Here is a 22,428-nt window from a genome sequence, read left to right on the forward strand (position 1 = left end):
CTGTTTATGAGAGATGATTAATAGATAATTGATAATGAGTATGTTAGAGATAAAGAACTTACATGCCAACGTGAATGGCAAAGAGATATTGAAAGGCATCGACCTTTCTGTGAAAGCAGGTGAGATACATGCTATCATGGGGCCGAACGGTTCGGGAAAGAGTACCCTTAGCAGTGTATTGGTAGGTAATCCGGCTTTTGAAGTTACTCAGGGTGAAGTTACTTTCAACGGAAAGAACCTGTTGGAACTCGAACCGGAAGACCGCAGCCGCGAAGGTATCTTCCTCAGCTTCCAGTATCCGGTTGAAATACCGGGGGTAAGCATGGTGAACTTTATGCGTGCCGCCCTGAACGAGCATCGCAAATATAATGGGCTTGAACCTGTTTCTGCCACCGATTTCCTGAAACTGATGCGTGAAAAGCGTGCCATCGTCGAACTGGACAACAAACTGGCCAGCCGTAGTGTGAACGAAGGTTTCTCCGGTGGTGAAAAGAAGCGGAACGAAATATTCCAGATGGCCATGCTCGAACCGAAACTGGCTATCCTCGATGAAACGGACAGCGGCCTGGACATCGACGCACTCCGTATCGTGGCAAACGGTGTAAATCAACTGCGTACGCCGGAGAATGCAGCGATCGTGATCACCCACTACCAGCGTTTGCTCGATTATATCAAACCGGATGTGGTACACGTACTTTACAAAGGCCGTATCGTAAAGACCGCCGGCCCGGAACTGGCTCTTGAGCTGGAAGAAAAAGGGTACGACTGGATTAAGAAAGAGATGGGGGATGAGTGAGATGAGAGCCGAACAACAATATATCGATCTTTTTACCCGCTATGAAGACCTGGTGTGCCGGCATAGTGCAGCGGTGATGAATGCTCCGCGTGCAGAGGCGCTGGCCGATTTTGATCGCCTGGGCTTTCCTTCGGTGAAAAGTGAAGATTATAAATATACGGATGTAGCGCAGGCTTTTGCTCCCGATTACGGAGTGAATATAAACCGCCTGGCCATCCCGGTGAACCCGTACGACGTGTTCCGTTGTGATGTCCCGAACCTCAGCACTTCGCTCTATTTCGTGATTAACGACACTTTCTACGATAAGATGATGCCGAAAGCTCATCTGCCGGAAGGTGTATATGCAGGCGGCCTGAAAGCATTTGCCGAAAAGTATCCTGAAGTGGCCGCCCGTTATTACGGAAAAGCGGCTAAAAGCAGCCACGACGGTATCATCGCTTTGAATACCATGCTGGCACAGGATGGTTTCGTGTTGTATGTGCCGGAAGGCGTTGCCGTGGAACGTCCCATCCAGTTGATCAATATATTCCGCAGTGACGTGGATGCAATGGCTAACCGCCGTATCCTTGTCATCATGGAGCCGCGCTCGGAAGCCCGCTTGCTGATCTGCGACCATAGTATCGATGATGTGAAGTTCCTGGCCACGCAAGTAGTAGAGATATTTGCCGGTGAAGGTTCCTATTTCGATTATTACGACCTGGAAGAGAGCAGCATATCTACCACCCGTTTCACATCTGTTCATGTGAAGCAGGAAGCATCCAGCAACGTCCTGGTGAACGGTATTACGCTGAATAACGGACTGACCCGCAACAACTATTATATCGAGCTGAACGGTGAGTATGCCGAAACTACCCTCTGCGGTATGTCGGTAGCCGACCGTGAACAACAGGTCGATACCTATAGCCATATCACACATGCGGTACCTAACTGTACCAGCACCGAACTGTTCAAGAATGTACTGAACGACCAGGCAGTGGGCGTTTTCAGCGGCCGTATCCTCGTGAAGGAAGATGCACAGAAAACGGCGGCTTATCAGACGAACCGTAACCTGTGTGCCACCCGCGAAGCCCGTATGTACAGCAAGCCCCAGTTGGAAATCTACGCCGATGATGTAAAATGTTCGCACGGTATGACTACCGGACAGTTGGATGAGAATGCCCTGTTCTACATGCAAAGCCGTGGTATTCCTCTGAGTGAGGCCCGGATGATGCTGAGCGTTGCTTTTACTTCCGATGTAATTGACTATGTCCGCCTGGATGCACTGAAAGACCGTTTGCATAAACTGGTGGAAAAACGTTTTCGTGGCGAGTTGGCACGTTGTGCCGATTGTCGTATCTGTAAATAAGATATTATTCTGATCTATATAAAGGCCCGGATGGATGTTATGTCTGTCCGGGCTTTTTGTTTATCTTTGCTGTTCACCAAATCATTATTATATTATGCAGTTGACTCATATTGCTATCTGGACAAATGAACTTGAACGTGCCCGTGAGTTCTATGTGAAGTATTTTAACGGTAAGAGTAACGAAAAGTATGTAAATCCGAAGAAAGGGTTTGCCTCTTATTTTGTGACTTTTGAGGGTGGTGCCGCCCTGGAAATTATGCAGCGGACGGATGTAACCGGGGAAAAGGAAGGGCTGTTTATCGGCCTTGCGCATTTTGCCTTTTCGGTCGGCTCGAAAGAGAATGTCGATGGTATGATAGAATTATTCCGTAAAGAAGGATATACCATCCTTGGGGAACCGCGTACTACGGGCGACGGTTTCTATGAAGGTTCCATATCCGATCCCGACGGAAATATTGTAGAAATAATTGCCTGATATGGAAATACAAATCAAACAAACGACAGATTATCCTTACGATCTGCTTTTATTGGCCGATCCCAGCCGTGAATTTGTCGATAAGTACCTGAAAACATCGGATTGCTTCGTCGCTGTTTTTGAACAACAGCCTGTCGGAGTAGCCGTCGTACAAAAGCAGAGCGAGGATATGGCCGAGTTGATGAACCTGGCGGTAGATGAATCTTTTCAGCGTAGAGGAATTGCACGTCGCCTGCTTCGCTATATATCCGACGAGTGGGCTGTGGCAAACCACCTTTCTTCTCTGAAAGTATGTACCGGCACTTCCGCCCCGGGCCCCCTTATGCTTTACCAGCAGGAAGGGTTTGACCTGAAAGTACTGGATCGTGATTACTTCGTCCGGAACTATCCGGAACCGATTTGGGAGAACGGCGTACAATGCCGCCATCGGTTGATACTGGAAAAAGAATTAAGTATTTAATTAAGAAATAAGAAGAGGAAGACCGGGTAATAATCCTTTAGGTTGGTATGAAGTTTTTTTAGTGCTTTAGAGATATGATACTCTACCCCTTTAGTGGTTATGCCCAGTGCCTCTGCAATTTCTTTATGAGATTTGTTTTCATAACGGCTCATAACAAAAACAACCCTGGTCTGTTCCGGTAAGCCGGCCAGGGTTTTATTTACAATCTCCTGTGCTTCTGCCGTAAATAATTCATCCGGATTACATGCTTCAAGAGTAGATATACGGGTGTTTAACTCCCATTCCGCATGATTTAATAATTGCTGGTTTACATCTTCTCTTACCTGAAGGTGCTGAAGGTAGTTGAGGCATTTATTTTTTATGATCGTTAGAATATAGGCCGGTACATTTGAGTTTTCTTCCAGCGAATGGCGGTTTTCCCAATAATACATCAATGCTTCGATCGTAAAATCTTCGGCAACGGCAATATCCCTGACATACGTATTAGCAAAGCGGATAAATCTGCCTTGATAGTCAGTGAATAATTGATTAAAAGCTTTTAAGTCTGTTGTATTCTCCATCCCAAGGTTTGTAATAGCTCGTAAATATAATGAAAATAATGTTATAAATCCCCCTTTGTTTTCATAATACATATAGATAAAAAAAGAACGATCCTCTATTGTTTTAGAAAATCGTTCTTTTTATTTAGGAAGATCCTTTATTTATCAAAGAATATTTATTTTTCTATCATCAGCTTGGCCCAAATGTTTCCCGGATACAATTGGACAGCTTGCTTAAACTCTTCATTTGCAGTGGAAGAATTGTTTTGCAACAGATGTACCAGACCGGAATAATACAAGATATTACTTTGTTGTACATTCTGGTTGGCCTCTCCGAATTTGGCATACGAGTCCATCAGGTTTTTCTGCATATGTTCCAGGCTCTTTTGCATATCGGCAAGTGTGGCATTGGCCTCTTCGTTTTTGCTCAGCTTTCTTAAGGATTTGACTTTGTAATAGTTCAAATCGGTCAATCGGTTTCTAAAGTCTGTATTTGCTGACTTTTCAAAACATTCTTTGGCCTTATCCGCTTGACTCATTGCTTCGTAAGCAACTCCTGACAGATAATATACTTTCGCTTCATATCCGCCTCTTGGTGAAGGAGCGACTTCAAGATTGACAGGATATTGGTTCGCCAGTTCAAACTCACGGATCGCATCTTTGTAGCGTTTCCCTTTCAAAAGTTTCATGCCTTTCAGCATGTGAGAGTCAACGTAGATATCGTGTACCTGTCCACCGCCTTCCCAAAGATGGAAATGCCGGTTGTCGAGTATTTTTATTGCTTTGTCGTATTGGCCGGAAGCATTGTACAATGCCAGCAGACGCATAACGGCATCATCATGTTTCATCACGGTTTTAAGATAAGATTCCAATCGTTTTAATCGTACATTGGCCGGTTGGTTGGCTTGTTCGTATATCTTATCCGATTCCGTCAGCAGGAGAGGATCATTGGGATTTGCTTTGATAGCCATGTCATAATACTTCATGGATTTATCCAGCTCGTTCAGACAACCATAGCCGAATCCGACATTACGGCAAGCAATCGCAAATGACGGATCGAGTTCCGTTGAACGTATCCAATGGCTGAGGCCAGTATCTTTTTGTCCGAGATAGTAAAGCAAATTGCCCAGATGATAATGGAGATATGAATTATCCGGACTTTCTTTCAATAATGTTTCGAACAGGTTGATCTCTTCTATACGGAAGGGATAATTATTCAGCGGAGATAATGATCCGGCTTTATCCAGACAGGCAACGGCCTCAGTCTGATTATTCTGTTTCAACAGATTGTATGCTTTATAGTAATAGAGCAATGGGTAGGAAGCATACGGTTCACCTAAAGCGATTGCTCCATTCAGCAAGGTTAAAGCATCTTCGGTAGCTCCTATCGTCATGTAGTTGGACACAACTTCCAATAATTCTTGTACAGCGATAATACCTTTACTATTATGATTTGTTCCGGTGTTCAGGAAAGACGCGCCTTGCGAAGTTGCCAGGCTGGCTTCGGCTGCACTCCAGTAGTCCAGCGGATCGATTCCCTGGATATAACGGATTGTTTCCTGCGCTTCCTCTTTTTTGCCCTGCATCCGGAGAATATAAGCTTTCAGTGTAAGCGCCTGGAGATCACGGCCACCTACATAGAGAGATTGGGTGATCATGTCCATTGCCTGCTTATAATCCTTGTCTTTTACCGCCAATACCGCTAACTCGTAGAAAGACCGGTGCTTGAAATCAGGAGTCCAGGTAGCAGCCCAATAAGCATCTATCGCCTTGGCTGTATTTCCCGTCATTTGATAGAGGTATCCCAGATAGTATAAAGCTTCTGTATTTTTCACAGTGGTATAGTCATGCGACAGGCGAGCTTGTGCACGGTTTAGATGCAACGCGGCTTTTTCCCATTTTCCCTGACGGATATAATGTTTTCCCACTTCGATATTTACACGTGCATCCATTGAATCGCGTGACAATGCTTCATTATAGAAGTCCATGTAATCCAAACGTGCGTTATTGAACTGATCGACACGCAGACCGGCAAGGTAAAGTTCCTCGTTCGTTTTATATTCTTTGACCGGCTGGGTTCCATCGATGACTTTCGGCAATGGTTTCTCATCCAATACGACCGGACGGTAATCGACCAACAGGTTTCCTTCCGCATCGTAAAGTGCTGTATAGAGAGCCGAAGCATCCGACAGATCCGGAACGGATACCTGATCAAGGAAATACTTGTCCGGATCGATATCGATCCGCTTATCCATTAATAACCGGTCTTTATATTTTACGATGACACGGGCATTTTCGTATAAGGTAGTTGCACAATAACCTACACGATAGTTATTACCTTCGGTCGGTTCAAAGTTTACTGCAGCATCATCGGTGGCATTCTTAACGCCTTTGATGCCTTTTACGGGATACCATATCTGGCTGAATTCACGGATTTCGCCCGGATTTATCCAGCTATAATCGGGTTGATTGTCGGAATAGCCGCCCACCATCAACTCCAGGTAATGCCCGTCGTTGTCTGATAATATCTTATTCCACATTTCGCCGTTTGCGTTATTACCCCATAAGAAGAATTTCTTACCGGGCACAACGTGACGGTTGGCAACATGTACGGTGCCGGCATCTTTTCCATAATCATAACCGGCAAGAAAAGACATTTCACTTCCCCAGGCAAAAATAGAACGGGAGCTTCCCGTGAAGTTTTTCCACCAGGACAGGTCTTCTGTTTTTCCGTCACCAACAGTTGTTTCTCCTTCCGGCCAGTTGGTGAAGTATACTTTATGATGATCAGCTCCGAATTGTACATCGGGTGGGAATATAACCTGATACTGGTCGTTGCAATGTACGGATACGTTTGCCCAGTATAACATCGACTGGATCATCGGTGTCGGATTGATCACTTTGATCTTGGCTTCCACCCATGAACGATTGGGATATACCGATACGCCTACCGACCATTTCAACCGGTGACGTAACTCTGTTTCTCCTACCCAGATCGTCTTACTTCCATCTTCGTTTTCTTTCATTGTCCAGTTGATAGGCATATAGCTACTGGCCCGGTGATGGTCGGGTATATTCCATTCCACACCGCCTGACAGCCAGGCTCCCAGCATACCGATCAAGGCGGGTTTTACTCCGGTTTGTGTGTAAAAGAAAGGATAGTTGTTTGTTTTATCGGCTGCCGCAAAGATGCGTCCCCCGATTTCGGGAAGGATGGAGATGTCGACATATTGATTGTCCAGTCGGAGCACGTTATATTCCTGTTCCGTCTTTTTTTCTGTCAATACATCGTACAATGGATAGGGATAGATATATCCTTCAGCTCCCTGATAAACACGGCCGGTAAAAAAGATCGGATCAATTTCCGGACTACCGATCTGGTAGGTTGGGATCTTTTCTGTTATGGATTTCATGTTAACCTGCTGTCCTAGAAGAGGACTTGTACACAATAAAAGAAGTGGTAAGAATTTAGATTTCATGGTAGCTATAATTAATTGTTTAAGAATGTACACATAAAAAAGAAATTAAAAACATGAGTGAGGAGTAAAACTGCCCCGAGATCACTCCCGGGACAGTTCTTAATAAGGCTTAAGCCTTAGAAAAATTTGACTAATACCTTATTTGTAATGCAATTCAACGTGTTAGGTTTGAATTCTGCTGTTTATCCGTTGATGGATAAGGTAAATAAATTGATTTTTCACCTTGCCATGTTGTAGCAGAAGGGATCAATACGGTTTCTGCGATAGAAACGCCGGGGGCAACTTCAACCGGAGTATTGGTTTTACGTTCGTTGAAGGTCTGCTCCAACAATTCCATACGCATCTGGTCGTCACGGCGAGTTACCATACCAACCCAGTAGCCTGCAACTTCCCAACCGTGTTCTTTAAATGCAGTATCGGCAAAAGCAGAACCGCTTAATCCGGATACAGGTTTCAAACCGGCACGTTCCCGTACCTTATTCAAACATTCATAAGCCATTGCATTAGGAGTACCATCTGCACGAGCCTGTGCTTCAGCATACCATAGCAACACTTCTGAATAACGGATCAAACGGTGACGATGGTCATTGGTCATCCAACCTGTATTGGCAGGTTTCGTGTAATCATAATCTCCTCCGTCTTCACCGATCGTAAAGATACAGAACATCGGGTGTTGTTCAGGTATATCTTTATCCCACCAATCCAGTAATTCATTTCCTGCTGTATTTTTTTTCAAGATTTTAGGATTATAGGTCGCATCTTTACGAGGGCCTGCCGGGAATTCTTTCCAGAACTTAATTTCACCCCAACCATCACCCCAACCACCGAGTGATTCGAACAGGTTACTATCTGTCATCTGAGAGTCTTCAACCCATGTAAATGCACGGGAGTAGTTGATACCTACAACCGTTTCGTTTGTATAATTATGACTCGGAGCGTATACATATTTATATTCCGGTTCCAGAATATATTCATACGTACCTGCGTTTACACCATCGATAACAGCCTTAGCCTGTTCTGCAGCAGAAGCATAATATTGCGTTTGTTTCAGAGGCCAACCTGCCATTGCCATATAAACAGCGGCCAAAGTGGCTTGAGATGCTTGTTTTGTAATGTACACATTGGCACCTTCGTATTTGCGTGGGGCTGCAGAGTAACCGGTAGGAAGTATTGCAATACAATCTTGCAAATCTTTTACGATTTGAGTATACACCTCTTCAACTGATGCCAGCGGGCGTTCATAATTTACTTCGTTATCCAATACCAAAGGTATAGGTCCCCAACGACGTACTAACCAGAAGTAATTGACTGCACGCCAGTATTTTGCCTGACCGATTGCAATGTTGACTTCTTCCTTTGTTGTTGGAGTTTTTTCTGCATTTAAAATAATGTAGTTTGCAGCCTTGATAGCTGTATAAGAGGTTTGCCAGGCGGCTTCTATTCCTTTATTCGCATCGGTCGGATGGAATGCATCAACCTCTGCATAGGCTTGTTTATTACTGCCTGGATTAGTAGTTAAATCGTCACCTTGCCAACTGGGAATAGTAGGATTGGTATTGGTTTGGATCATACATATCTTATTATATAAAGCATAAGTAGCCATATCCAATTCTTCCTGAGTAGAGAAGAACGTTGAGGGAGTTAATTGTCCCTTCGGATCTTCATCCAGGAAATCACTACAAGAGGTTGACAGTAAAGCCAGACCTAAAGCATATACTATATATTTAGTTTTCATAATACTGTATCTTTATTTAATGGTTAGAAATTCAAGCGAACACCAAATGTATAAGAACGAGTCAACGGATAAGCTCCTAAATCAATACCGTCATTTACATCGACGCTACCATTATTGGGATCTACAAAAGAGATACCTGCCGGATCCATTCCTTTATAGCTGGTAATTGTAAACAAGTTCTGGCAACTGAATGTAAAGCGAAGATCGGCGAATTTTGCAACTTTTTTCGGTAAGTTATAAGATAAACTTAGGTTGTCCAAACGGAAATAGTTTGCAGATTCCAGAAACTTCGTAGAAGCGGAGGCTGACTGATAATCGTTGCCTGTAACAGAAACTGAGGGATAACGGGCTGAAGCTCCCTTCACATCATAGTTGTTATTTAAGTATTCACGTAACGTGATGAATGCGAAATCTCCAGTCATAGCAGTTCCTGTAAAGCGAACCAAATTCAGGCGGTCGGCTCCAAACGAACCTGTAAAAAACATATTTAAATCCCAATTTTTCCAACGGAGTGTATTATTCCATCCTAATGTAAAATCAGGAGTGGATTTTCCTATGAAGGAACGGTCGCTGCTATCTATTATGTTATCATTATTTATATCTTCAAACGAATCTTTGCCTTCAGCATCCAGACCAGTCCATTTGTAACCGTAGAAAGCACCGATAGGTTGTCCCACTTCTACGCGAGTCACACCATCTGTCGGGATCATACCTGCTGCTGGAGAAATTCCGGAAACGAAGTCCAATCCACCTAAGTCCTTTACTTCATTTTTCAGATAAGTGCCGTTGAATGTTGAACTCCAGCTAAAATCAGGAGTGTCGAAGATTGTTGCATTGATAGAAAAGTCAATGCCTCGGTTGCTTACTTCAGCCGCATTTACCCAATAAGAACCACCGCCATCATAATTCGGAATAGAGCGTTGCAACAAACCGTCTTTTGTTCTCTTATCAAAATAATCAAATGAGATATTCAGACGGTGATTCAACACGGAAAAGTCTACGCCTAAGTCGAATTGATGTGTTGTTTCCCATGACAGATTCGGAGTAGCCACTGTTGTTCCTACCCAATAGCCAGTGTATTGAGAAGAACCTCCGAATGCATACATCGCTTTAGACATCAATCCTAACGTCGCATATGGATTAATAGCCTGGCTACCGATCAAACCGTAACTGGCACGAATTTTCAAATCCTGGAATATGTTCTGATTTTCCATAAAATCTTCATTGTTCAAAGACCAGGCAGCAGCGATAGATGGGAACCAACCCCACTTATCATCAAAGAATTTGGAAGAACCGTCGGCACGGATTGTCCCTGTCAACATGTAGCGGTCTTTATAGTTATACATCACGCGGCCTACACCAGACATCAATGCCCATTTAGAATAACTGTTGTCTGAAGTACGGCTGGATGCCATATTAACATTCCACCAACCAACACTTTCGGTCAATAGACCTGTACCGTTTAATGCCATATAACGATATTCAGACTGAGTCGCTTCGTAAACAGCTGTTGCAGTCAGAGCATGGTCACCCCATTTGTTTTGATAAGTCAAATTGTTAGTCGTTTGTAACGTCATCCGGTAAGCATCGCTATTTCCCATACCGTTATTGCTGTTAGTAACCTTTTTGGTTGAGAATGAATATCCTTTCTGATCATTATAATCTACACCATTACTAGTTGTAAATGTTAATCCAGGAAGAATGTCAAATTTTAAATCGATACGGGCATTGACAATATCGTTAAGAGTTTCTCCAACTTGTTCTCTCAATATTCCCACCGGATTATTTTGGGTCAAAGCACTGTATGGATCTCGGGTATATGTACCATTTTCATTTAAAATACCGAGTACTGGAGAATAGTTCATTGCTACATTAATGATATTACCTTTTCCTGCATTGAAGTCTCCACTTTTTCTCACATTATGAGATGCATTCACATCAGCGGTAACATGCAACCAATCCAGAACTTGAGAGGTGATATTGGCACGAGCTTGATAACGTTTGTTTGAATTCTCAATAACGACGCCTTCTTGTCCTACATAGTTACCGGAAACTAAATATTGAATTTTATCGCTACCTCCGGAGAATGTCAGTTTGTAATCTTGCGTAATACCTGTCTTATAAATCTCATCCTGCCAATCTGTACCTGCCGTTCCATTTTGAAAAGCAGACAATTGATCGGAAGAGAATGTATTGGCTCTATAAGTATTATATAATGTAGCAAATTCATATGGATTCAGCGTGTCATAACGTTTAGCGACTGTGCCGACACCGATTTGTGCATCGAACATCACCTGTCGTGTGTTGGCTTTACCTGTTTTTGTCGTAATCAAAACAACCCCGTTGGCTCCACGCGAACCGTAGATAGCCGTAGAAGATGCATCTTTTAAAATCTGCATAGACTGAATGTCCTCCGGGTTCAATCCTGTCAGGCCACTTTCACGAACAATGCCATCGATTACATACAACGGATCATTGCTACGGTTGATAGAACCGGAACCGCGGACACGGATCTTAACCGTACCGCCCGGTACACCACTGTTCTGCACCTGAACACCTGATACTCGTCCTTGCAATGCATCAGAGACCTGTTTGATCGGTTGGTCTTTAAATGATTTGCTATCCAAAACGGATACAGATCCGGCCAAGTCTGCTTTACGAACTGTACCGTAGCCAACGACTACAACCTCGTCGAGAGCTTGATTGTCTTCTTCTAATACAATGTTGAACAATGTCCGGTTGTTTATTTCGATTTCTTGTGGCAGATAACCGATGTACGACACTTGCAGAATAGCATTTGCCGGAACATTTTCCAACGTGAATTTTCCATCTAAATCAGTAATTGTTCCGTTTGTGGTTCCTTTGACAAGGATATTCGCTCCGGTTACCGGTCCCATGTTATCCCTTATGGTACCTGAAATTGTACGAGTGTCTTTCTGATTTGTTTCAGTGTTTACAGGTGCTTCTTTCTTTGAAATGATTATCTGACGGTCAGATATAGAATAATTATTTTCCGTGCCGGAAAATAATTGGTCGAGTATCGTATCTATCTTTTTGTTTTCAACATTGATAGATACTTTGCGGTTCAAGTCGATCGATTTGTCGAGATAAAAGAAAATAAACTCACTGCTATTTTCTATTTCATTAATAACTTCTTTAACTGTCTTATTATTGTAGTTGATAGAGAATGATGCTTCCTGAGAATATGTTTCTGAGGCAAAGCATGATCCAACGGTTAAAAACGCGAAAAGTAAAAAAATCTTCATGGCGCGTATTAGTCTTTTTTGTTTGGTTTTCCCTTGACTAAACCTGGTTTTCTTATTCATATTCTGTAACGATTTAAGTTTATAATACGGTTTAATACTAGTGATTTGATAATGGGTAAGTCCTAGACTTTTACCCAGTTTAATTTAAGGTCCCATATTAATCTGAATTTTAAGGTTTAACAATGATGTTTATAGATTCATTTGTTTGCTCTATTTCAATCGGAGCAGCATTCCGGAGTGCATTGAATACCTTGTCCAAATCATCTTTCAGATCCAGCTTACCGCTACAAGTTAGTTCACTAACTTTATCGTCCCAGTGGATTTTAACCCCATAGTACTTACAAAGTTTTTCGAGTACAATATTCATCTTTTGGTGCCTGAACTGGTAATAGCCATCTTTCCAGGCAACATAGTCCTGGGTATTAACAGTTGAAGTATAAATCTTGTCATTAGAATTGTTGTACGTGAACAACTGGTTCGGACTGATAGTGTTTTTCTTGCGGCCTTTTACCTGTACTTCCACTTTCCCTTCTACCAGTACGACATTACTGTTGGATTCGTTTTCATAGGCAGAGACATTGAACTGCGTCCCGAGGTCTCTGATTTCCATCTTTTTTGTCTTTACGATAAACGGTCGTTTTTCGTCATGAACCACATCCAGATAAATTTCACCTTCAACGAAGATCTCCCGGCTATGATCTGAGAATTTATTCGGATAAATAACTTTCGAACCGGAATTTACCCATAATTTACTACCATCTGCGAAAGTGACAAAGGAACGTTTACCGATGGGGACAATCAATTGATTGAAAGATTGAACTTCTTTCTCTTTTTGTTTTTCTTTTTCTTTCCCAACCTCTATATCTTGTGAGTTAACGCTAATACTTCCTTCTTCATTATATTCGAGTTGAGTCTCTTTTCCTTCAATCGAGAGCTTTTTATTTTCCGAAAGGATTAATTGAACATTTTCCGAAGGATCATCCGTTGAGGGTATCGATTCGATAATCGCTTCATAATTAATTTCGGATTTATTGGAATATATGCTATACCATCCATAAGTAAGTATAGCCAGTAAAGACACGGCTGCCACTGCTGTTATTTTCAGGAAACTGCTCCGGCGTTTCTTTAAGTCATACTGATTATTCGCTGTCTGAATACGTTTCCAGAGCTCTTTTTGCTCTCCTTCCGGTAAAAAAGGAGTTTCTGTAGATGTTCTTATATTTTTCAGGAAAGAGTGTGCAATCTGCATCTCCTGTCTAAAGGATTCGTTTTCGTCCTGAAGTTGTTGCCAGAATTGATGGTCCTGAGCAGTCGGATGCAATACCGATTTCAGGAAATAATCATCATTCAACAACTGATGGGCTTTATATTTTGTATAATCCTTATTCATTTCAGGGGTGCTTTTACAATAAGGATACAGTAGTTCTTTTTTTATACTCACTTAAAAAAAGAAATTTTTAGAAATTGTTTTGAATTTATTATTTGGCTGCATTATAGAAAGTTTTGAGTCTTGAAGCTAGGAATGTGAGTCATTAAGCGACGGTGTGGACCCGAAGGGTTCAATTGTGAATAGCCCCCGGTGAAGCCGGGGGGATCCGATATCCGCCGGATGGTACGTCCCTGAAAGGGGCGAATAACACGAACATGTTGACCCCCTTCGGGGATCACCGGATGGATAACATTACCAACCCCGGCTTCACCGGGGGCTATTCACAGTTAGTCCTTTCAGGACAAGCGACGACACTGAAACATTCAAAACTGGCAAAAGGTGAGTCATTTAGCGATATTGTAGACTCGAAGGGATCAATTGTGAATTATCTACAATATCTGCAACTAATGATGTATGAATTTGTATATCAATATATTAAATCGTGGTTGTAGATAATATTGTATCTACAATATCAAGCATGTATCTACCACTATTTTAGACTTTGCAATCACCTAATATAATCTTCTTTCATTTGTCAGTTATCACAATTACTTCCCTATCCGTTATCCGGTGCCCGGCATGATTCATTTAGTTTTCTGCCGTCTAAGCTAAAGTTTTCTCAGTACAAAACTTTAGTTTCTATCGGATAAAACTTTAGTTTCCTCCGGTAGAAACTTTTTCCCCATCCCTGCCTACCCATCTGCTAAAAAGCAACAATAGTATATTGAGTGGTAGATGTCGGGCAATAATTGTAGATACAATACCATCTACAACATATATCAAACACCCTTATTTATAAAGCATATAGGATATAGTGGTAGATATTGTAGATAATATTATAAAATAAGAAAACCAAGGATTATGAAACTGTTTTGAATTTATTGTTTAGTTCCATTATAGGAAGAACTGAAACATTTAAATCTGGCAGGAAGTGAAACAAAATCAGCCGGGGTATTATGTATTAATACAACCCGGCTGATTCAATATATTATGCAATCATTAATTACAATTCGTCAATCTCTTTCACCGACAGACCGGTACATTGGGCAATCGTTTCGATATTGACTCCCTGCTTTTTAAATTTAGTAGCAATCAGTCTTTGCTCTTCAGTTTTACCTTTCTCCATTCCTTTTTTCAAACCTTTCTCCTCAGCTTCTTCAACCGCATATTCCATCGTAGCATGCCAGTCGCGGTAAACCTTCAGGTTCTCCTCGTAGACGGCACGCTCATGATCGGTCATCGCATTAAGATTCGCCACGTCAAGCAAGCGCCTGAAAGCATCCTCTTTCTCCTTGAACGGAGACATATCAAATAAATTCATATTCTTCAAGATATAAACCGTGTTTTCGAGAGGTGTCGTGCATTCCTCTTTTGTCAGATTGAACAGGTCGAACGACAGATAGATCTGTTTCAGTTTGACCTCACCAAAAGTTTTACCCGTTGCCTCGTCGGCCAGGACTACGTCCGTACGCCAACTACGAAATTCAGGCAGGCTGAAGTTCAACAGGTAGATACCGTAGACGGGAAGAAGGCTGTATTGCCAGTCCCGTCCGCTCTTTCCCTGACGGGAAATCATTCGGCAAAGGTAATATAATCCGCGGTTAAAGAAATAACGTTGCGGGCAATTCTGCATTTCCAAGACAAATTTCGTCCCGTCCACATCTTCGCAAAGGAGATCGAAGATCACCGTGCGTTGTTCTACTACTTCCGGTTGGATTTCTTTATCGAGATAGGTCAGGCCTTTCACCTGGCGTTCACCCTGAAGGGCGGCATTGATAAAATCAATGGCTACTTGCTTTACCCCGAAGACAGCCTTGAAGCCGGCATCGAGCATGACATTCACGTATCTTTCCATATGTTAATGGTTTAAATGGTCTATTACCCAATAGCGGGTAACGCGACAAATGTAAGTATTATTTTATTATTCCGGTTATCGAAAAGCGTATTTTTGATTCAAAGTTGTCAATATGTGAAACATTCATATTTCATTAAAGGAACAGATTCATTACAGTATTGTCGAGGTTGTACGCGATCTCTGTGCTGCACTGGATACCAGTTTTGTAATTTCTCTTTATCCCCCAAACCGGGGGATATGTTGCGTAAATCGAGTTGTTTCGTTCTATAATCCACCTATTTCGGAAAATAAGGAGCGTTTTTTCTTGCTGATTCGGAAAACCTCTTTACCTTTGCAACGATTCCGTAGCGGGCAGCGGCTCGCGATAAACGGTTTCAATTACATATTGTAAGTATTTTACGAAGATTATTCTTACCTTTAAAATCGGCAAAATTTTAAGCACAATGGGGATAATGGACAGTAAATGCTTGCGCTTATTACGAATAAGTGTATCTACCATTTTATATGGATAGATTATATTATATCGTAAAGGCGCGGGCTGTTGTTCTATTATTATTGTGCGGGTGTTTGCCGATACCTAAAGGTTGATAATAGACAACACCCGCGTTTTTTTGTGCCCGTTCATAATCATTCGTGGGGGTTGTTTCCCCCTTCGTAAATTAATTGTTGGTTTTTCTTACTATAATTTATAAACAATTAATTTTAAATGATTATGAACAAAAAGTTTTCTACACTTATGGCTGTCTTCCTGGCAGCCGGTGCTACGTTTACTGCAGAGGCTGGGGTGGTGAAGGTTACCAAGCCGGTGGTCGGTAAACAGTATGTGATTGCGGATGGTGGCTGGGCTGTTGGAACACAGAAAGCCGTTTTAACATCGAATGATGATGCTACTGGAGTTATTGGTATAGTTGGAGATGCAACTAAATTTTCAACGCTACCAATGTGGACTGTTGATAAAACAAACAGCGAAATAGTAATTAAAATTGCAGATGGTAAGTATTTGAATAGCGAGAGTGGAACTATTACGTTAACTGCGAAAGCTGCCTCTGAAGACAATCAAAAGATTACTTATGCAGAAGGAACTCCTTCAATTACAATTGGAGCAGAATCAAATCCTATTAAATTTGGAGACTTTGCACCAGCAGCTATTACAACTACTGTTTCAAATGTTAGTGGTGGTAATGCTGCTTTTTATGCAGAAACTTACGATCAATCTGGTGATTTATTGATTACAGCTCCTGTTGCTACTCAGCCTTTATTTATTAAGATTGGAGATAAATATTTGGCACCGACATCAGCAGTAGATGGTACAAAGACTTTGGAATTGGTATCTATTGATTTCGATAAGCCTGATTATAACTTGATTCAAAGAGCCAGTTGGACGGTAAGTAACGGTGGGTTTACTTCTGTTTTGAGAAGCAGTGGTACATATAAATGTTTGAATGTTGCTAGTGGCGATGGTGCTTTGGAAATGGGATCAACTACTACAAAAGTACTAGCATTTGATGGGACAGATTATGCTGCAATAAAAGGTGCTGCTTTGACAATGGCTGATGGAACTAAAGCATTAACAGCTGGTTTGGAATTGACGGATTATGATGGAGCAAAGAGCTATCCTGAAGCATTGCTTTATAAAGCACCGACTGTTATTACTGCCACTCATACAGGAGCTATTGATGCACGTCAGTTCGTAAATGGCGGTTGGTATTATGTTTCTACTAGTGCTACCGAATGCTTGTCTGATAATGGAACTGCAGGTTCTCCTACTTTTGCTGCTGGTAATGTTGATCCTACAACTGTATTGGCGAATAGCTACTTGTGGAAAGTGGAAGTAAAGAATATTGCCGGTTCAGATATAGTAACTTTATTGAATAAAGCAACTAATAACTATTATACAGTAACTGGTGTCTCTAGTTTTACTGCAGAAACTGTTCCTGCTTATACCGCTGGTATGGTATTGAAAACAAAAGCAGCAGGATATATTGATGCTGTAGGAACTTCTGCTGGCGCTGATGTTGATGCTGCCTTGAAATTTGGTCTTCACCTTCCCGGTAACGTAAATTACACTGCAGCAGAATTGAACGCAATGATGTCAAACGGTTTCTCTATGGCTGTTTCAACAGCAAAAGAGAATGGTTCAACTTCTATTGAAGGAGCCAATACATTTGCAGGTATCTTGAAAGCGGTTAATGCAAATGTAAATCGTTTCCAATTGACAGACGCAGACGGTAAGTATATCGTATTGAGTAAAACAGAAGCTTGGGGTACTAACACTGATATGAATGGTAACAACCTGAATAATCGTGGTTTGAAGTTCTCAAAAGTAACGACTGTTGATGCTTCTAAACAATATTCTTACTTTGAAATCAAATATCCGCAGGTAAACGACAAGGCTTCTAATGAAGAATTGGTAATTGAAGTGTACGATGCTGCTACTGCCGGAAATTTAGTAGGACGTATGTATGTAGGTTCAATTGCAGGTAAAAACTATTTGACAGTATCTAAGGATATCGATGCTACAAAAGAAATTTGGCCGTATGTTTCTTTGGGTGGTTCCGACCTGGTAAACCTGAAAACATTCCTTCAGAAAGGCAAGTTCTACACCGTAGCTCGCGTAGACGCAGAATATCAGATTGAAAAAGTATTAGGTACTGCTTCTAACGGTGCTGCTGCTTTGTTGGATAAAGGCGCTGTTCAGATGGATCAGCCGGAAGGACAATGGGCTGCTTCTGTAGATGCTAACGGTAAACTGGTTCTGACTAACCGCGAAAGCCTTGCTAAATATACAGACTTAGGCGTTCTTTACGGAACTGACAAAGACAATGTTTATAAAAACGGTGACAAACTGTATCAGATCAAAGTTGTTGAAAAACACGCTGCTACCGATGGTTACGAAGCATGGACAAACGAACAGCTGCGCGACGAACAATATACATTAGGATTCTATTCTAACGTATTAGGCGCTGCCGCTTATATGTCTGAAAATCATGAAAACAAGCACCTGATCGGTCTCGAAAAAGATATCAAGAACGCTACTGCCTGGGACGTAAAAGCATTCGATGCCAAGCGGACAGACGATGCTCAAACTGACTCTGTTTATGTAATCAGCAACCTGTATTTCTGGAACAAGGATAAGAAAGGCGGAGCTGACTGGGATATCGTATCCGATACATTGAAGACTGTATCTTATACATTTACGAATGCTTCTAACGGCGAACCTGTTAAATATAACGCGACTGAAGATGCTTATATCTGCGATCCTACAGCTGATGTTAAGGGCGACCGTTTCGCTATCAAGAAAATGGCTGACGGCAAATACAACCTGGTAGCTGTTGCAACAAATGATGCAGAAAAAGATGCTGATAAGTATTATACTTTGGCTAGTAACAAATTGTATGGTGGTTTCTCTGTAGCTCAGGGTAATGTAAACGCAACAGGCATGTACGACAAGTCTGAAAACGACCTGGCTGTTATCGAAAAGACTGCTGCTCCTGAATATGTAAAACGTAGCATGGGTGACACGATCCGTATCTTCCGCGAAGGTGCAGACGCTTCTATCCTGTTTGAAAAGGGCGAATTCCTGGGTCTTGAAAACATCCATGAATTTACTAAGATGGCTCCGGCTATGTATGTAGACACAGCTTACTACAACCGTGGAACTAACAATCGCTGGCAGTATCTGCTGGGCGTAGAAATCGACCGCAAGGTAGTTAACGACGACTGTGGAGTTCCTTCACACGCAAAATTCCATGCCGACACAACTTACGGACGCTTCCTGGTGAACCTGGTTGACTCAGCTGAATTATACAAAAAGACTCACCTGCACGACAATAAGTATGTAAATACAGAAGGTTTCGCCAAATTAGGCTTCGTGAAAGGTTTCCATACAAACGATACATTGGTTATCCAGCGTGAAGGTGTATTGATCCCTGCTAAGGCTGACTCTATCTATATGGGTAGCAAAGATTTCAATGTGGCTAAGTTTGCTTTCCGTATCGTCGACCACGAAACGAATGCATTCAAGATTGAAACACTCTACAAGAAGTTCTCTGACGGCCCTGATGGAAATGCAGATAAGTTAGGTTACCTGAAATGGATGAACGGTTTCGTAGTTGTTGTAAACGCAATCGAAAACGGCGATACATTCAATCTGGAAGCAGATCACAGTGCTCCGACAGCCAACGAAGGTGTATCTACATCTGAAGTATCGGTAATTACTAAAGAAGGTGCAGTTGTTATCAACGGCGCACAGGGTAAGAAAGTAGTTATCACTAACCTTCTTGGTCAGACAATTGCCAGCACAATTCTTTCTTCCGACAACGCTACAATCTCTGCACCTGCAGGTATCGTAGTAGTAGCCGTTGAAGGTGAAGCTGCTGTAAAAGCAATCGTAAAATAATAGAAACGTTTTATAATCAATAAATTTAAATTAGACTGCGCGGCAAAGGGCGGTTCGCGAACCGCCCCCAACCAATTACCCCGCGAGGGCGAACAAGCGGTTAGTATTAATATTAAAATAGTGAAATAAAGTTCTTTCTGTTCTACCTTTGTGAAGAGCGAAAACAGGCAAAAAAGCCCCGACGGTTCATTCCGAGGGCACTGAAAAAGTCCTTTTTATAGCAATCGGCTTCTAATTAGTCAGCACATATCCACCAATATATTGGGATATGTGCTGACTTTTTCTTATCTTTATAGGTATAAATCAAGCAGATATGGTACCATCTCAACAGACCTTCCAATTCAGTCAATACTCAAGTTTATATGACTTGATAGTTCCGGCAGACAATTTATTACGCCGTATAAACGACCTTATCGACTTCTCCTTTATCCACAAAGAGCTTTTGAATAAATACTGTATTGACAATGGACGAACAGCAGAAAGCCCTGTACGGATGTTCAAATACCTTCTGCTGAAAACCATCTTTGATATATCGGATGTAGATGTAGTTGAGCGTTCGCGTTATGATATGTCTTTCAAGTATTTTCTTGGTATGTCACCTGAAGAGACAAAACTCATCAATCCGAGTTCTTTGTGCAAATTCCGCAAACTTCGCCTCAAAGACAAAGATATGCTGAACCTCCTTATTGGCAAGACCGTATCCATCGCCATCGAAAAAGGCATTATTAAATCGAAAACGATCATTGTTGACGCCACTCACACAGGTTCTCGCAGTAACCCTTACTCTCCGATTGAGGTTTTAAGACTCCGCTCAAAGCAACTTAGAAAGAGCCTTTATGATACCGATGAGTCCATAAAGGAGCATTTACCTAATAAAAACGAAGATGACAATTTAGAGAATGAACTTGATTATGCCAAAGCTTTACTTGATGTGGTATCAACAGATGAAACACTGATAAATGTCCCCAAAGTTAAAGAGCGCCTTAATATGCTCCGAGAGACTCTGACAGACATAGCAGATCACTATGTTACATCCAAAGACGAAGACGCACGCATTGGACACAAAAGTGAAGACGATTCGTTTTTCGGATACAAGACTCACATCGCCATGAGTGATGAACGCATAATAACTGCAGCTACAGTTACTTCGGGAGAAAAAGGCGATGGTCCCCAACTACCTGAGCTCATAGAACAAAGCCGCAATAATGGTATGGTGGTAGAAACCGTTATTGGCGATGCCGCCTATTCAGGAAAAGATAATATTCAACTCTCTGATGAGAGTGAAAACGGATTTGAACTGGTAGCCCGACTTAATCCGGGTATAAGTCAGGGGCATCGTAAGGAAGAACAACTATTTGATTTTAACAAGGATGTAGGCATGTTTGTATGTCCGGCAGGGCACATGGCAATACGACGTGCTAGACAAGGGAAAAAGAATCAGCCGAAAAACCAAACTATAGTATACTATTTCGATGTTAATAAGTGTCGTGTATGCTCACGAAGAGAAGGGTGTTACAAAGAGGGATCAAAAACAAAGACCTACTCGGTAGTCATTAAATCAGACGAACACCAACGACAGTTGACTTTTCAAGGTACTGATGAATTTAAGGCCAAGTCTCGAACAAGATACAAAATTGAAGCTAAAAATGCGGAACTAAAGCAAGTATTCGGATATGACAGAGCCTTATCATACGGGATCTCTTGCATGCAACTGCAAGGTGCTATGGTCATATTTGCTGCAAACATCAAGAGAATACTCAAATTAATCTAAAGTGAGGGCTGTTTTACAATAATTGATCGAGAAATGGGCTTAATGGCTCATGTGAGCGATTCTATAAGCATTTCAAAGAGTCTCGTTCAATAAAAGAAAGTTGCCAAATCCAAAGTTAGGACTTGACAACTTTAATTTTTTAGCGCAACGGAAGAGATTTGTCTGAAAATCTAAAAGGTTTTTCAGTGCCCTCGTTCATTCCGCCGAGGCTTTCGGCATTGTTAGAAAATATATCATTTTAACGAAATAGCGAGTATTAATAGGAATACTTCAATGGAATCGTAATTTTGTCTTACTTTTTTAAGTGAACGCTGGATCAGGTTCTGTGCAGATTGATAATTCAGGTTCATCAGTATGCATATCTCATCCATACTTAATTCCTGGATAAAACGGTAATAAATAATTTCTTTTTGACGGGGCGTTAAAAGGGCTAGGATCTCATTGATCATTTTCTGCTGATTGGCATATTGTTCATTGTTGATGAATTCTTCTTCGACGGTGGATTCTAATGAAAATTGAATGTTTTCCGGCAATTCACGGTCATAAAATGATTCCTTATATAGAGTGCGTATAAGGCAGTTTTTCAGTGAGACGAATAAGTATACTTTGATATTATCAGGGGTGATAAGGTTATTCCTGTTTTTATACAGCGAAGTGAAAACTTCTTGTATACAATCCTTTATGATTTCAGGGTCGGAAGTAAAACGGAGACCGTACCGGTATAAAATTTGTACATAAGTAGTGTATATCCAGCTGTACGATTCGTTATCACCGGAAACAAATTGACGCCATTTTATTTTACTCTCATCTACTTGCATACTTGTGTTTTGTGTAGCAAATATAAGACAATTATACTAAAATCAAAGGCTCGGCCTATCG

At 41.6% G+C, this 22,428-nt stretch carries 13 protein-coding genes; 6 read left to right on the forward strand and 7 right to left on the reverse strand.

Going from position 1 to position 22,428, the window contains the following annotated elements; translation table 11 throughout:
* Window positions 1-40: 40 nt before the first annotated feature.
* The 4 genes from sufC (at window position 41) to HMPREF1212_RS01450 (ending at window position 3,076) form a co-directional block, all read left to right on the forward strand.
* The gene (gene sufC / locus HMPREF1212_RS01435) at window positions 41-796 is read left to right on the forward strand and encodes a Fe-S cluster assembly ATPase SufC (RefSeq protein ID WP_028729842.1); all 756 of its coding nucleotides are present in this window, start codon (window positions 41-43) and stop codon (window positions 794-796) included.
* Window positions 789-2,141, forward strand: coding sequence for a Fe-S cluster assembly protein SufD (sufD, locus tag HMPREF1212_RS01440; RefSeq protein ID WP_082099805.1), 1,353 nt, complete (start codon window positions 789-791; stop codon window positions 2,139-2,141). The genes sufC and sufD overlap by 8 nt, the downstream gene beginning before the upstream one ends.
* Before the next feature lie 94 nt (window positions 2,142-2,235).
* Window positions 2,236-2,616, forward strand: coding sequence for a VOC family protein (locus tag HMPREF1212_RS01445; RefSeq protein WP_028729840.1), 381 nt, complete (start codon window positions 2,236-2,238; stop codon window positions 2,614-2,616).
* Between the two features lies 1 nt (window position 2,617).
* Window positions 2,618-3,076, forward strand: a complete 459-nt coding sequence (locus HMPREF1212_RS01450) for a GNAT family N-acetyltransferase (protein ID WP_046148174.1) — start codon at window positions 2,618-2,620, stop codon at window positions 3,074-3,076.
* On the opposite strand, the gene HMPREF1212_RS01455 is transcribed toward HMPREF1212_RS01450, so the two are convergent.
* From HMPREF1212_RS01455 to HMPREF1212_RS01485, 6 genes are all read right to left on the reverse strand, one after another.
* Window positions 3,073-3,636 carry an RNA polymerase sigma-70 factor gene (locus HMPREF1212_RS01455; RefSeq protein ID WP_046150190.1) on the reverse strand — a complete coding sequence of 188 codons (564 nt, stop codon included), beginning with the start codon at window positions 3,634-3,636 and terminating at the stop codon, window positions 3,073-3,075. The genes HMPREF1212_RS01450 and HMPREF1212_RS01455 overlap by 4 nt on opposite strands.
* A gap of 155 nt (window positions 3,637-3,791) precedes the next feature.
* Complete coding sequence (locus tag HMPREF1212_RS01460; protein ID WP_232430034.1) at window positions 3,792-7,028, reverse strand: DUF5107 domain-containing protein; 3,237 nt, start codon at window positions 7,026-7,028, stop codon at window positions 3,792-3,794.
* Between the two features lie 220 nt (window positions 7,029-7,248).
* The gene (locus HMPREF1212_RS01465; RefSeq protein ID WP_046148176.1) at window positions 7,249-8,829 is read right to left on the reverse strand and encodes a RagB/SusD family nutrient uptake outer membrane protein; all 1,581 of its coding nucleotides are present in this window, start codon (window positions 8,827-8,829) and stop codon (window positions 7,249-7,251) included.
* A 23-nt stretch (window positions 8,830-8,852) separates the two neighbouring features.
* The gene (locus tag HMPREF1212_RS01470) at window positions 8,853-12,155 is read right to left on the reverse strand and encodes a TonB-dependent receptor (RefSeq protein WP_046148177.1); all 3,303 of its coding nucleotides are present in this window, start codon (window positions 12,153-12,155) and stop codon (window positions 8,853-8,855) included.
* A gap of 109 nt (window positions 12,156-12,264) precedes the next feature.
* Window positions 12,265-13,485: a FecR family protein gene (locus HMPREF1212_RS01475; RefSeq protein WP_046148178.1), complete on the reverse strand. Its 1,221-nt coding sequence runs from the start codon at window positions 13,483-13,485 to the stop codon at window positions 12,265-12,267.
* Between the two features lie 1,042 nt (window positions 13,486-14,527).
* A complete protein-coding gene (locus tag HMPREF1212_RS01485; RefSeq protein ID WP_046148180.1) occupies window positions 14,528-15,379 on the reverse strand; it encodes an Rpn family recombination-promoting nuclease/putative transposase in 852 nt (283 codons plus the stop codon).
* Between the two features lie 712 nt (window positions 15,380-16,091).
* Between HMPREF1212_RS01485 and HMPREF1212_RS26900 the strand changes: the two genes are divergently transcribed.
* Window positions 16,092-19,778 carry a DUF6383 domain-containing protein gene (locus tag HMPREF1212_RS26900; RefSeq protein WP_157316940.1) on the forward strand — a complete coding sequence of 1,229 codons (3,687 nt, stop codon included), beginning with the start codon at window positions 16,092-16,094 and terminating at the stop codon, window positions 19,776-19,778.
* A gap of 313 nt (window positions 19,779-20,091) precedes the next feature.
* The gene (locus HMPREF1212_RS01495; RefSeq protein ID WP_046148182.1) at window positions 20,092-21,549 is read left to right on the forward strand and encodes an IS1182 family transposase; all 1,458 of its coding nucleotides are present in this window, start codon (window positions 20,092-20,094) and stop codon (window positions 21,547-21,549) included.
* A 233-nt stretch (window positions 21,550-21,782) separates the two neighbouring features.
* On the opposite strand, the gene HMPREF1212_RS01500 is transcribed toward HMPREF1212_RS01495, so the two are convergent.
* Window positions 21,783-22,367, reverse strand: coding sequence for an RNA polymerase sigma factor (locus HMPREF1212_RS01500; protein WP_046148183.1), 585 nt, complete (start codon window positions 22,365-22,367; stop codon window positions 21,783-21,785).
* Between the last annotated feature and the right edge of the window lie 61 nt (window positions 22,368-22,428).

Origin of the sequence: Parabacteroides sp. HGS0025, from assembly GCF_000969845.1 — a bacterium.
GTDB lineage: Bacteria > Bacteroidota > Bacteroidia > Bacteroidales > Tannerellaceae > Parabacteroides > Parabacteroides gordonii.